Origin of the sequence: Pseudoalteromonas denitrificans DSM 6059, from assembly GCF_900112265.1 — a bacterium.
GTDB lineage: Bacteria > Pseudomonadota > Gammaproteobacteria > Enterobacterales > Alteromonadaceae > Pseudoalteromonas > Pseudoalteromonas denitrificans.
In genome coordinates this window covers 25682-39109 of sequence record NZ_FOLO01000014.1, presented here as the reverse complement: position 1 = coordinate 39109, position 13428 = coordinate 25682, and the positions used below count along the sequence as shown (strand labels likewise).

The window sequence follows — 13428 nt, the reverse complement described above, 5'->3', positions numbered from 1 at the left end:
CGTATCTAAGAATAAGGTACGTTTTACCTTGTAACTAACAATAATTAGTTTGAAACTAAAAATGATATTTCTGACTATACTGAGAATTTCCCCTTGATGCGCTGCAGGGTCTATTTCAGAACGGGAGAATCATCACTTTTTTGTGAGTTATTATTTTAATTAAAATGCTTGTTATAAAAAGGGTGAGTGTCAGATGTATCGATTAAGCTGGGTAATACAATATTTTTTATAAAATTTTAATTTGTTAATCCCATACTCACAGATTGGTAATATACAATACTTTAAGATGGTTTTTTTCGTTTTCAGAGAAATATATCGACTTGTTTTTTTTATTTGATAAATGGTAAAATTTTAGTCCTTTTCTATTTTATAAAATATATAGCATGCCTTCAAAACGTTACCTTTTTTATATTTCTAAAAATTATAGTTTCGCTATTTTAAGACCCATTCAAGCTGCTATTGTTGAAAGAGGGGGAGAGGTTGCTTGGTTTGTAATGGGAAGAGATATTTCATTAGAGTATTTTAATAAGAACGAAAAAAGGCTCCAATGTGTTGATGAAATAAAAAAGTTTGATCCCCTTGCTGTTTTATACCCCGCTAATATAGCACCAACATTTTTACCTGGTATTAATGTTGCAATTTTTCATGGTTTTGATGCGGGAAAGCTAGATAAAAAAGGTAATAACGATCATTATAAAGTCAGAAATTGCTTTGATTTATATTGTACTCAAGGGCCTGAATCAACAGCAGCGTTTTTAGAATTAGAAAAAAATCATCAATCCTTCAAAGTTAAAGAAACAGGTTGGAGTGCGTTAGACCCTTTATTTCAATTAAATAATATGGTTAATAATAAAGGTAAAAAAACGATTTTATTATGTTCTACATTTTCAAAAAAATTATCATGTGCGCCTCATTTATTTGAAAAAGTTAAACAGCTTAGTCAAACAGGAAAGTGGCGCTGGCTTGTACAATTTCATCCTAAAATGTCTCTAGAGGTTGTAGAAAAGTATAAGTCAATTCAAAATGAGCATTTAGAGTTTATTGAAACGGATGATGTGATACCTTTATTACAGCAAGCTGATGTTATGGTATGTGATACATCTTCTGTTTTAATTATGTTTTTATTGCTACATAAGCCTGTAGTGACCTTTAATAATATTTCACCGGATGACTATTTAATTGATATCAATGACCCTGAAGTACTTGAAAGTTCGATTGAAAATGCATTATTACGCCCCTCTAGATTAATGGATAAGATACAAACTTTTATAGATCATACTCATCCATATAATGATGCAAACTCGTCTTATAGAGTGCTGGATGCAATAGATGAAGTGCTTGAAGAAAGTAAACCTGTAAAGGCAAAGTCAATAGATATATTACGTCAATTCAAAATGCGTAAAAAGCTTAATTATTGGAAGTTTTGGTAGTTGAAGAATACAGGGTTTTTATTAGAGTGTTTATTGTAAAGCTGATTTTTCAAATCAGCTTTACTTCGATAATGAGCTGAAAATTAAGCTAAATAAGCTATTATGCGTTCATAATCTTCTATATAATCGACTTCTGCCCAAAAATAACCTTTTACATCATGAATGTGTATTATCTGGCCATTGTCTATTTGGCGATATATCGCATCTTCCCACCACATATTGTATTGCTCTGAATTAACTAAAGAGTTCACTTTTGTGATCAGTTTTTTTGCATCTAAGGCATTAAATTTACCAATACCAACATATTCTCCAGTCGTTTGTGCATTTGTCAGTTCTTTACCAAAAGCAGTTAGTTTATTATCTTGCCATGTAAAGCGATAATCAGCATCTTCAATACGTGTTGAGTCAGCTAACATGAGTGGCGATAACTCGGTTTCTTTTAAAATATCGAGTATTTCCTTTTCAAAAAATACATCACCATTCATAAATATAACATCCTCGTCAGAGTCTAAAAACTCTTGGGCAAACCATAAAGAAGCTAAAGAATTAGTGACTCTGAAAAAAGGGTTAAAAATACGTTTATATTCAAAGTCCTTTAAAACATTTTGTAAATAGTCATCGTGATATCCTGAAATTATGGCAATATCAGTTATGCCTTGGCTATTTAATAGCTCCATTGTATGTTGGATCAGAGGTTTGCCATTAATATCAACACAGCATTTTGGATGATCTTTTAAGTGTCGGCTTATTCGGCTGCCAACACCTGCAGCCATAATTATAACTTTCATACGTTTATTCCATAATAATCATGTAAAACATTAAGTAATTTTTGTGTATCTTCACGTGTTATATTGCCCATATGAGAAACGCGAAAGACGGTTTTTGATAGTGCGCCACCATTTGGGCATAGCACTATTTGATATTTACTTTCAATATCTGCGACAAGTTCTCCTGCATGTTGGCCGTTTGTTGTAATGAGTGCAGTAACACTATTAGGCATATGCTTTGAATATAATGCTAAAGGTAAGTTTTTGATACCATTTCTAAAAAATTGTGCGATTGATTGAGTATGTGATATTGCAGAGTCAATACCACCTTGTTTAATGATACTTTTTAACCTTTGATGCATTTGTAAAATGATTGAAACTGCGGGAGTATAGGGTGTTTGCCCTCTTTGTGCATTCGTTAAATAATCCGAAAACTTAAAATACAGTGTTGCAGGCTCTGGAATTATTTTATCAATTGCTTTAGGGGTTAAAATTATCATTGCAAGACCAGGAGGCAGTGCTAACCCTTTTTGAGAACTCACAATTAATGCATCAATATTATGTAATTGCATGTCTAAGGGATCTGTGAGGAAAGCTGAAATGCCATCTACAATATGAAGCAAATCATTCTTTTTACAAAATTGACCTATTTGAGTTAAATTAAATTGATGGCAAATTGTTGTTTCATGTGCGTTGATCAATAAAATATCATTATCTTTATGGGGTAATAAAACATCAGTATTGGTTAAATCGTCATCTTGTTGAGGGTGGTAACTCTGACACTCCCGTTGATGAATTTTACAAATGTCTGAAAAACGTTGTCCAAATCCACCTGAAACGATACTTAAAGTTTTATCTTCAACGGATACTAAATTAAGTACAGCAGCTTCCATCGCGGCAGTACCTGAGGCTGTTAAAGTAATTACTTTACTATTTTGCGGTGCATTTACTAATGCTAAAAGCATTTTTTCAGACTCTAACATCACCTGAGAAAATTCATCGTTACGAAAGTAAGGGGTTTGTTGTCCACCAATAGCATTTGTTTCTGGAAATTCCTTTACGGGACCAGGGGTAAAAATTAGTTTATTTTGTTTCATATTTTAATCACTTTATGAATAAATGAGTTCAAAAATGCGTTGCGATACTTTTCCGTCCACAATACCACAAATTGAACTTGTTACTTCTGCGCGTAATTTTTGGTGTTCTTTCGGATTTTCAAGTGCGCAAATGACATCGTTTTTCATTGCATCATAGGACTTTGGATTGTAGCCGACACGACGATACACCTCTATACCTTGATCAAGTCGCTTTATAAGCTTTTTAGGGTTTAAATAATACGACCAGCGTAACTTTAAAAAACGATTAATGATCACAGGCTTATCTAATGCGACGCATTCAAAAATAGCGGATGATTCATCGCTTATCATAACATCCGCTAAACTGATAAATTTAGTTAAGTTGTACTGAGAAACATCCGGGATATAACAATTATTTGATAAAGCCCAATGTTTAAATAGTTTTTGTTGGTTTTTATATGCTTTTCTTTCTAAAGATAAATAATGTGGTTTTATAATGACATTAAACTCAGAAAAATCTTCAGTGAAATGTCTGCTCATTTTTTCAATGGAAGATGGAAAAAATGTTGGGGCATATAATATTGTTTTTTTATTCGGGTCTAAATTATATTTTTTTAGCATTTCATGTTTATTATCTGAGTTATCATTAACCATAGGGTCAAGCTTACTAAATCCTAAACACTTTATTTTATGTTGAAATTGAGGTAACTCTTTTTGTAGCATTTCAACTCGGTAAGTACCTTCAATAATAACATAGTCAAATAATTCACAGGCCTTCTGATAATTGCAGTATTTTGTACCAACACCATGATCAAAAAATAGGGTCTTACCCTGAATACCTTTTGTTGAATCCGTGTTTTTTGCAAAGAAAAAAGCATCAGCTTTATATTTAAATAAATTATCTTTTCCAAATACAAAATCTAATTGCTCTTCAGAGGCTATTTTTTCCATTAGTTCAGAGTTTTGTTTTGTGGATAAAATAAATAACGTATTTTTACCTTGTTGTTTAAAGTATTCATGAATGGGTAAAAAATGAGGAAAATAATAGGGGTATGCAATATAAAAGATTGCATGATATTCAGACGTATTTAGATTTTCAGCCATAACATGATAATTCAATTCAATAAACAGCTAAGTATAATATCATAAAGTATTATATTAGTGAGCCACCTTTGCTTCTTATAAAGGCTTAAAGGATATTTTATTTTTCCAAAATATAATAATCGTTGTTGTGAAAATAAAAAAGGTGAGCTTGGCTCACCTTCGCAGGGATTGAAATTTAACTCATAGCATAAAAGCAACTAAAACCGGGAAGCGTGATTTTATTTGCTTGGTATTGGCCTTTGTTATGCGTCAAAGGGGATAATGGGGTGCTATTAAGTGCATTGGGCATTTTAAACTCTGCAACAGCATCACTTAAGTTAAAACAGCAGAGTATTTTTTGTGCATTAGTATGTCGCCAAAAAGCTAATATAGGCTCTGGAGTATCAATAAATTCAATGTTTCCTGTCACTAATGCAGGATAAATTTTACGCCAAGTTAAAAATTCGCGATATGCGTTTAATATCGAGTCACTTGATAGCTCTTGAGTACTGATGCATTTTTCTAAATGATCGTCGGCTAAAGGTAGCCATGGTTTGTTTGATGAAAAACTACCGTTTAACTGATTTGTCCATGGCATAGGTGTTCTACACCCATCTCTGCCTTTGAAGTTTGGCCAAAATGTAATGCCATATGGGTCTTGTAAGTCTTCAAAATTAACCTCTGCTTCTCCTAAACCAAGCTCTTCACCTTGATACATGCAAACACTGCCTCTGAGGGATGCAAGTAATGCGGTTAGCATTTTTACTTGTTCAGAGTTAACACCATTTTTGCTCCACCGTGATGCAACTCTTGTTACATCATGATTACTAAATGCCCAGCAAGGCCAACCTTCAAGCATTTGAGATTCAAGGCATTGCACCGTTTCACGAATATATCTAGCGCTATAGTCATCGGTTAATAATTCAAAACTATAACCCATATGCAGTTTATCTTCATCGGCCGTGTATTGGGCCATGGTCGCTAATGAATCCTCTGAGGATATTTCACCTAAAGACACTGTACCTGGGTACTGATTTAATAATGTACGTATCTCTTTCATGAAATCAAGATTTTCAGGTTGTGTATTATTGTAATAGTGATATTGGAATGCATAAGGGTTATCTTCACTAAAACCACGACCTTCTCGTTTTTTTTCGGGCTTTGCAGGGTTATCGCGTAGCTTTTCATCGTGAAAACAAAAATTAATGGCATCTAACCTAAAGCCATCAACACCTTTTTTAAGCCAAAATTCAATGTTATCTAAAACATGAGCCCGTACTTCGGGATTATGAAAATTTAAATCAGGTTGCTCAGTTAAAAAATTATGCAGGTAATATTGCTTACGACGGGGCTCCCAATGCCAAGCTGGTCCACCAAAAATTGATAACCAGTTATTAGGCGCTGTACCATCTTGTTTGGCATCGGCCCATACATACCAGTCAGATTTATTGTTAATAAGACTTTGCCTGCTTTCATTAAACCAAGCATGTTGGTCTGATGTATGGCTGAGAACTTGATCAATGATTATTTTAATATTGCGTTGATGCGCTTGCTCGATTAAACGGTCAAAATCTGCAATGTTGCCAAATATAGGATCGATATCACGGTAATCACTAATATCGTAACCAAAGTCCTTCATTGGAGATTTGAAAAAAGGAGAAACCCAAATTGCATCTACGCCTAAGCTTTTTATGTAGTCTAAGCGGTTTATAATTCCTGGAATATCGCCAATTCCATCATTATTGGTATCTTGAAAACTGCGAGGATATATTTGATATATAACGGCTCCTTGCCACCAATTATGCTTAGCCATACTTTTCTCCATACCTTATTTATTACACATATATAAGGTCTTTATTTTAGTCATTGCGATTTTGATAAAAGCATACGTGATTAAATTTTTACTGTAAAAACACTACATACGTATGCATGAAAATTATTTTAAATTTGTAATTAAAAATTCTAATAGGGGTTATTTGAATATCAAAATGTGAGGACTTATAAAATTTTGACCAATTAGTTTTAGCGAAAACAAATATTCTCTTTTTAAAAAGCTCTAAATGAAATATAAGCTTATAAACGCTAAGGCTAATAACAAATGCACCAAAATGGTTATTTTCAGTATATTGGTAAAACCAATTAACAATAAAAGAAAATGCAAATTATTATAGGTGATATTATATGTTCTCCATTATTTTTAAATAGCAATATCACTTATAATGAGTTTATATCTTTTAATTGATTTCACTGGCTTAGAGGGTATTAGCTTGTTTGTTTTTATTTTAAGAAAGAGTTTAATTAATAAGCTTTTAGTCTTTGTTTTAATAAATAAATTTAAATTTTTATGTAATGAAAATGTTAACTGAAATGTGTTGGATTTCATTGAATACGTATGCAAGCTGTTGTTTCGTACATTGCGTCGGCGGTATGATTTTTACGATAACAAATGCAACCCATTTTGGTGCAATGCTCACGTATATACCGCACTGAAATTGGAACTAATAAATGGTTAATCGGGGTAACAACATGTCAGTTTTCAAGCCAAGTATATTAACACTCGCATTATTAAGTGCTGGAGTTGGTTCATTTTCTGCTTATGCAGTGGAAGAAACTAAAAAAGAAAAAGAAGCCGCAGCAAAAGAAGTTGAAGTAATTGAAGTGCGAGGTGTGAGGTCTAGTATTATTAAGGCATTAGACACCAAAAGAAATGCAGATGTCGTTGGCGATTTCATTGGTTCTGGTGATTTAGGTGTTTTACCTGATGCTTCTATTGCAGATGCACTTGGGCGAGTATCTGGTGTGACGACTGTTCGTGAGTCAGGGCAATCTTCACAATTAAATATTCGTGGTATGAATGGCGACTTTATTCAAACAACATTGAACGGACGTGAGCAAGCGAGTACCAGTGGACGAACAGAAAGTAGTCGTTGGATGGCATTTGACCAATATCCTGCAGAATTAATCACTGAAGCAGCCGTTTTTAAATCACCGAAAGCGTCTCATATTGAAGGTGGGGTTGCAGCAACCGTTGAATTAAAAACAGCCAACCCTTTGCAAGCTGAAAAAGACAATAACTTTACTGCGAGTTATCGAGCGTCATTTAATGATGCTGCGAAAGATGTGGGTGCCGATGAAAATGGTCATAAAATAAGTTTCTCATATCAAGGTAAATTTTTAGATGAAACATTAGGTTTAGGTCTTGGTTATTCAAGATTAGATCAACCTAATAATTTTGAAGGTGCTCGTGCTGGGGCAGATGGTCAAATTGGCTATCAGAAGGATGATGTTAATGGTGATGGAACTGAAGAAACTAGAGTGAGAGCCTTACAGTATCAAGCAGGTGCAGGAACCGATATTCGTAATGGATATTTAGCCACATTGGTTTATCAACCACACGATAATTTTAAGGCGCAGTTAGATTATTTTAAATCTGAATATGAGTCTGAAGATCTTCGCCATGGTGTCACTATTGGTGGTTTGGGCAGTGATACAGACCTTTTTTCTATTACAGATCCTAATATTGTAAATGGCTCTTTAATCGGTGCAACAATAGGGCTAACAAACCCAAATACACGTAATGATTCTAGTCCTTGGTTTGAAACGCGCTCTGAAGATCAATCAATACAGGCAGACTCTGATGCAATTGGTTTGAATATAGATTGGCAAATTACTGATAATGCGAACTTAAAAGTTGATATAGCACATAGTGAAGGGAAAACGACTAGAAAAGATCGCCTAGCATCTCTTCATGCTTATGAATTTGGTAGTGCAACGGGTTTAAATGAAAATGGACAAAGTGTAACCGGAGAAACTTGGCAAGAGCTTTCTGGGCAAATAATGCAATATATGAGTAATGGTGATGGTACACCTACTCTTGGACTTAATACTGATCTGACAGATACTAACTTAATGAGGTTATCGCGATATGAAGAATATCCTCATGAATATTTAGATGATATAGATAGTTTAAAAGTAGATTTTAAATACAGCCTAGACTCAGGATTTATATCTTCAATTGAAACGGGTATACGTTATTCAAAACGCACATTTGATTCAAATAGGGGCACTTTTTTATATGGTAGTAGAGATGGTCAGTTTAATACTGTAAATGCACAAGGTAATTGGGAGTCTTGGTGTGCTGATAATTTAAGTAGTTCTCCTACATTGGCCTGTGAGCCTCAATCTGTTGCTGGATTTTCATCGATAGGTTCAGTTAATGGTGCGCCTGATCACCTTGTAGTAGATTTAAATGGATTGGCTGACAGTATATTTGGTGCGGGAAACTATCAGGGAAAACAGGTGTTTAGTCGTGACTGGACCTTTATCGAATCTGGTAAATTAGAAGAAAAAGTATTTGCATATTATTTAATGGCAAATATTGAAACAGAAGTTCAAGGGCTTGCATTGACCGGTAACTTTGGTGTTCGTGTTGTAAAGTCTGATGTTAAAGCCAGTGGCATTCAAAATGTGGGCACTGGTTTAGGTGTTGAAATGACAGACGATGTGGGTGTGACAAGTACTAATTATGATCACATTAAGTATGGTCCTAAAGATACTGATGTTTTACCTTCTTTAAATTTAAACTTAGAAATGACTGATCAAGATATGTTACGTTTTGCTGCTGCAAAAGTAATGGGTCGTCCACCTGCTGGTCAATTGAAAGGGGGGGCGGGTTCTTGGGTTTCCGGTGTAGACGGAGATGAATATAATGTTTGGTCTAAGGGTTCACCTTTTATCAAACCATTTATGGCAAATCAATTTGACTTATCTTACGAACATTACTTTGAAGATAATGGTGCTGTAACAGTCGCGCTGTTTTGGAAAGACATAGATACATTAGTTGAAGATGCAGCTTATGGACCTGATGATGAATGGGTGGGTATAGAGATCCCCGAAGGTTTTGTTAAAGGTGACTATTATACTAAACAAAATAGTGATAAAGGTGGATATATAAGAGGATTAGAACTTGCATTAACACAAACATTTGAACAGTTACCTGGGGTTTTTTCTGGTTTAGGTCTAACTGCAAGTTATTCTTACACTGAAAGTGAAGCTGAAATTTCTGGCGGAAACTTATTTGGGGAAAAGATGGACTTGCCTGGTTTATCAAAAAATGTGTGGAGCACAACTATATTTTGGGACATAGATAATTTCAGTACACATATAAATGTGAGATACAGAGATGATTTTGTGATTAATATGGCTATTCCTGGTAGTAATACACCGATTAAATCAAAAGAATATACAACAGTTGATATGCAAGCATCATATGATTTTGAAAATGGAGTTACAGCTGTTTTACAAGGTAATAACTTAACAGACGAAGCAAATGTCGCCAATTATGGTGTTGATTCCTTATTAGGTGAGTACAAAAGTTTTGGTCGACAATATTACTTAGGTATTAACTACAAATTTTAGCTAAAAGGTTTTTAATATATAAAATCGCTATCAAATATTTTGATGGCGATTTTTTTATATTTAATAATTAAGTCATTTTGTTACAAATTAAATATGTACATCTCAATAAATAGGTTCACTATACATTTATGAAAATGCGTGTTGTTAAGTTTTAATAATCTTTAAAACTCAGAATAAAAAATTACAGTTTGGCTTTTATGTGGTTTTTTATGCTGGTTGTTGTTAAAGACCTAAATACTCTTGAGTGGTTAGTTCTTTAATAATATTAAGGGAACAACTATGCAAACAATTAAACCTAATATCGTCATTATAGGTGGTGGTGCTGGTGGGCTTGAATTAGCAACTCAGTTAGGTCATAAATTAGGAAGGAAAAATAAAGCAAATATCATTTTAATCGATAAAAATCGAACCCATATTTGGAAGCCTTTATTGCATGAAGTTGCAACTGGTTCATTAGACACTAGCCTTGATGGTGTAGTTTACTCTGCACATGCGGCTAAGCATGGCTTTAGTTTTCAACTAGGTGAGTTTTATTCGCTCAATAAATTAGATAAAACAATAAAACTTAAAATGATCCATGAGAATATGTCACATTCTTTTGCGGAACGTACAATTCAATACAGTACCTTGGTCATAGCGATAGGCAGTGTATCAAATGACTTTAATACACCGGGTGTTAAAGAGCAGTGCTATTTCTTAGACTCTCATAAACAAGCTGAACGGTTTCAACACGCTTTATTAAATCACTTTACTCAAATACATCAGAATTCTAAATTACCTGAATTGAAAATAGCCATTGTAGGAGCGGGTGCTACAGGTGTTGAGCTTTCTGCTGAGCTTTATCATGTTGCGGCTTTATTAAAAAGTTATGGTTTGAATAATATGACGGCGGATAAGTTAAAAGTTTATTTGATTGAAGCGGGCCCTAAAATACTACCTGCTTTACCTGAGAGGATCACACATTCAGCAAAAAAAGAATTAATGAAACTAGGTGTTGAAGTACATGAAAATACGAAAATAGCCAGTGCAAATGAGGCTGGTTTATTAACATCGGAAGGTACTTTGATTAAAGCAGACCTCAGAGTATGGGCTGCAGGTGTTAAAGTTGCTGATTTTATAAAAGAACTTGATATATTTGAATTAAATCGCGCCAATCAAATAATTGTAACTGATATGCTTAAATCAAGTGTCGATGATTCTATTTATGTTTTAGGCGATGCATGTGCATTTAAGCAAGGAGATGGCAGTTTTGTACCACCCAGAGCGCAAGCTGCTCATCAAATGGCAAAGAATGTTGCACATAATATTTTAAATGAAATTGATCAAAAACCTTTAATTAAATTTGATTATACAGATCATGGTTCACTGGTTAACTTATCTCGTTTTAGTACTGTAGGAAGCTTAATGGGAAATTTAACTCAGAACTCTATGTTTGTTGAGGGTAAAATAGCACGTATTATGTATATGTCGTTATATCGTATGCATCAACGTGCCATTCATGGCAGTATGAAAACCTTCGCTTTATGGCTAGTGGAAAAGCTTATGAAAGTTGTTCGCCCACGGATGAAACTCCACTAAAAGGTTGAAATATATTCATTTAAAAGTGTTTTGCATCTGTAAATACAGGTGCAAATACAATTTTACAGATGTTTGAAATGAAAAATTGATAACTGCTTTCAAATATCATCTTAAATGGGTTAACCTAGTGTTAATTATATTAAATAGATTTTAAATAATACTTCTAGGGTGTTTATGTTTCATTCGCTTAAATTTACCACCAAAATAACGATGGCTGCTTCTATCGTATTAGTTTTGGTTTTGGGGCTATTTACAGTTAATAACTTTATTTCAATGCGGACTCAAACCGAGCAGCAACTTGAATTAGTATTAAAGGAAATATCACAATCTGTATCGCAAAATATTGCGAATTGGTTAAATGGTAAATTAAATATTGTTGTTTCTGTTGCCAATACTTATCAGCAAGAAGATGTGCAATCACTGACCCTAATGCAAATAAAACAAGCTAATAAATCTGGTGACTTTAAAAATACTTATATTGGGAAATTAGATGGTACGTTTGTACTAAACGACCCAAGTATTGAACTACCCAGTGATTATGATGCAAGGCAGCGACCTTGGTATCAACTTGCAAAAGAACAAAATTCAACGGCTTTTACAGCACCTTATATAGACGTCACTACCAATGAATTTACGATTTCAGCTGTGGCGCCCATATTAATAAATGGTCAGTTTTCCGGTGTTGCTGGTGGTGATATCGATATGGCTACAATTACAGAAATTGTCAATGGTATAGATTTTTTAGGTTATGGTTATGCTTTTTTAGTGAATAAAAAAGGTCGCATACTAAGTCATCCAAATAAGGAATATAACGATAAAGAGCTCAGTCGGTTATTTGGTCAAACTATGACATTAAAAAGTGATTTTGCTGAATATGATATAGATGGCGAAACACACCTTGTATCATTTATAGAAATTAAAGGAATAAAAAATGTTACCTGGTACTTGGCTGTCGTAATAGATAAAAACATTGCATTTTCTTCAGTAGATTCATTTCGTAATATGGCAGCTATCTATATGATATTAGGTGTCTTTGCAATCATTCTAATGATGCAACTTTCATTACGTTATTTAATGAAACCTATGAATAGAGTATCTGATGCAATTAAAGACATTGCGCAAGGAGAGGGAGATTTAACAAGGCGACTTGCAATAGAGTTTGATGATGAATTTGGCGAACTGTCACGTTATTTTAATGCATTTATTGATAAAATTCATAGCTCAATCATACAAGTAAAAGAAACTACAATTGCTTTAGAGAAATCAGTTGAGAGTTTAGTTGCCAGTACTGAATCAACATTAGATATGTATAGTGATCAAACACATTGTACAACTAGTGTCGCTGCGGCAATTAATGAACTATCTGCAAGTGCCATTGAAATATCAAATAATGCAAAAAATGCATCAGATTTAGCAAATAGTGCAAATACAGAATCTGAACATAGTCAAAGTACATTAAACGAGAATATTGCTGCAATTGACTACTTATCGCAAAAAATGGCATCAGCCCATAATTCAGTAACAAGTTTAAGTGAACATACAGCGAGCATAGGGCAAATATTAGAAGTCATTAAAGGTGTGAGTGAGCAGACTAATTTGCTGGCACTCAATGCTGCTATTGAAGCTGCAAGAGCTGGAGAAGCTGGGCGTGGTTTTGCAGTGGTTGCTGATGAAGTCAGACAGTTAGCACAACGAACGCAGGAGTCTACTAAAGAAATTGAAATAACAATTGGCCAATTACAAGATGGATCTTCACAAGCTGTGACTGTGATCACCCAAAGTCAGAAGGACTCTGAAAATAGTGTGGTATCAGCACGTTCAGCAGGAGACCAGATGGCTAAGGTAACCACAACTATTTTAGAAATAGACCAAGTAAATTCAACCGTAGCAAATGCAACTGTTGAGCAAAGTCAGGTTATTGATTCATTGGATAAAGAAATTACACATATTAGTGAGTTAAATAGTACAGGTCAGGTAAATTTAAATGGTACGTTAGAAGAGTGTACTTTACTTAAAAATGCATTTTATGAACTTGAGCAAATGTTACTTAAATTTAAAGTATAGATAAGAGAGTAT

The 13428-nt window shown here is 34.0% G+C and carries 8 protein-coding genes; 4 read left to right on the top strand and 4 right to left on the bottom strand.

The window, feature by feature from the left end; translation table 11 throughout:
• The first annotated feature begins 383 nt into the window (after nt 1–383).
• Nucleotides 384–1430 carry a CDP-glycerol glycerophosphotransferase family protein gene (locus BM088_RS10785; protein ID WP_091983559.1) on the top strand — a complete coding sequence of 349 codons (1047 nt, stop codon included), beginning with the start codon at nt 384–386 and terminating at the stop codon, nt 1428–1430.
• Between the two features lie 83 nt (nt 1431–1513).
• On the opposite strand, the gene BM088_RS10780 is transcribed toward BM088_RS10785, so the two are convergent.
• The 4 genes from BM088_RS10780 to BM088_RS10765 all read right to left on the bottom strand — a co-directional run bounded on the left by BM088_RS10780 (nt 1514) and on the right by BM088_RS10765 (nt 6169).
• Complete coding sequence (locus tag BM088_RS10780; protein ID WP_091983557.1) at nt 1514–2218, bottom strand: phosphocholine cytidylyltransferase family protein; 705 nt, start codon at nt 2216–2218, stop codon at nt 1514–1516.
• A complete protein-coding gene (locus BM088_RS10775) occupies nt 2215–3294 on the bottom strand; it encodes a pyridoxal-phosphate-dependent aminotransferase family protein (RefSeq protein ID WP_091983555.1) in 1080 nt (359 codons plus the stop codon). The genes BM088_RS10780 and BM088_RS10775 overlap by 4 nt, the downstream gene beginning before the upstream one ends.
• 12 nt (nt 3295–3306) lie before the next feature.
• A complete protein-coding gene (locus BM088_RS10770) occupies nt 3307–4377 on the bottom strand; it encodes a CDP-glycerol glycerophosphotransferase family protein (RefSeq protein ID WP_091983553.1) in 1071 nt (356 codons plus the stop codon).
• 175 nt (nt 4378–4552) lie between these two features.
• On the bottom strand, nt 4553–6169 hold the full coding sequence (locus tag BM088_RS10765) for an alpha-glucosidase (RefSeq protein WP_091983551.1): 1617 nt from the start codon (nt 6167–6169) through the stop codon (nt 4553–4555).
• Nucleotides 6170–6882: 713 nt separating this feature from the next.
• Between BM088_RS10765 and BM088_RS10760 the strand changes: the two genes are divergently transcribed.
• The 3 genes from BM088_RS10760 (at nt 6883) to BM088_RS10750 (ending at nt 13416) form a co-directional block, all read left to right on the top strand.
• Nucleotides 6883–9774, top strand: a complete 2892-nt coding sequence (locus BM088_RS10760) for a TonB-dependent receptor (protein ID WP_091983660.1) — start codon at nt 6883–6885, stop codon at nt 9772–9774.
• 279 nt (nt 9775–10053) lie between these two features.
• Nucleotides 10054–11352, top strand: a complete 1299-nt coding sequence (locus BM088_RS10755) for an NAD(P)/FAD-dependent oxidoreductase (RefSeq protein WP_091983549.1) — start codon at nt 10054–10056, stop codon at nt 11350–11352.
• Between the two features lie 174 nt (nt 11353–11526).
• On the top strand, nt 11527–13416 hold the full coding sequence (locus BM088_RS10750; RefSeq protein WP_091983548.1) for a methyl-accepting chemotaxis protein: 1890 nt from the start codon (nt 11527–11529) through the stop codon (nt 13414–13416).
• Nucleotides 13417–13428 lie beyond the last annotated feature (12 nt).

Bases quoted from the DNA above. Each gene is read 5' to 3' on its own strand.
- BM088_RS10785 (WP_091983559.1), top strand. From the start codon at position 384: ATGCCTTCAAAACGTTACCTTTTTTATATTTCTAAAAATTATAGTTTC.
- BM088_RS10780 (WP_091983557.1), bottom strand. From the start codon at position 2,218: ATGAAAGTTATAATTATGGCTGCAGGTGTTGGCAGCCGAATAAGCCGA.
- BM088_RS10755 (WP_091983549.1), top strand. From the start codon at position 10,054: ATGCAAACAATTAAACCTAATATCGTCATTATAGGTGGTGGTGCTGGT.
- BM088_RS10770 (WP_091983553.1), bottom strand. From the start codon at position 4,377: ATGGCTGAAAATCTAAATACGTCTGAATATCATGCAATCTTTTATATT.
- BM088_RS10760 (WP_091983660.1), top strand. From the start codon at position 6,883: ATGTCAGTTTTCAAGCCAAGTATATTAACACTCGCATTATTAAGTGCT.
- BM088_RS10775 (WP_091983555.1), bottom strand. From the start codon at position 3,294: ATGAAACAAAATAAACTAATTTTTACCCCTGGTCCCGTAAAGGAATTT.
- BM088_RS10765 (WP_091983551.1), bottom strand. From the start codon at position 6,169: ATGGCTAAGCATAATTGGTGGCAAGGAGCCGTTATATATCAAATATAT.
- BM088_RS10750 (WP_091983548.1), top strand. From the start codon at position 11,527: ATGTTTCATTCGCTTAAATTTACCACCAAAATAACGATGGCTGCTTCT.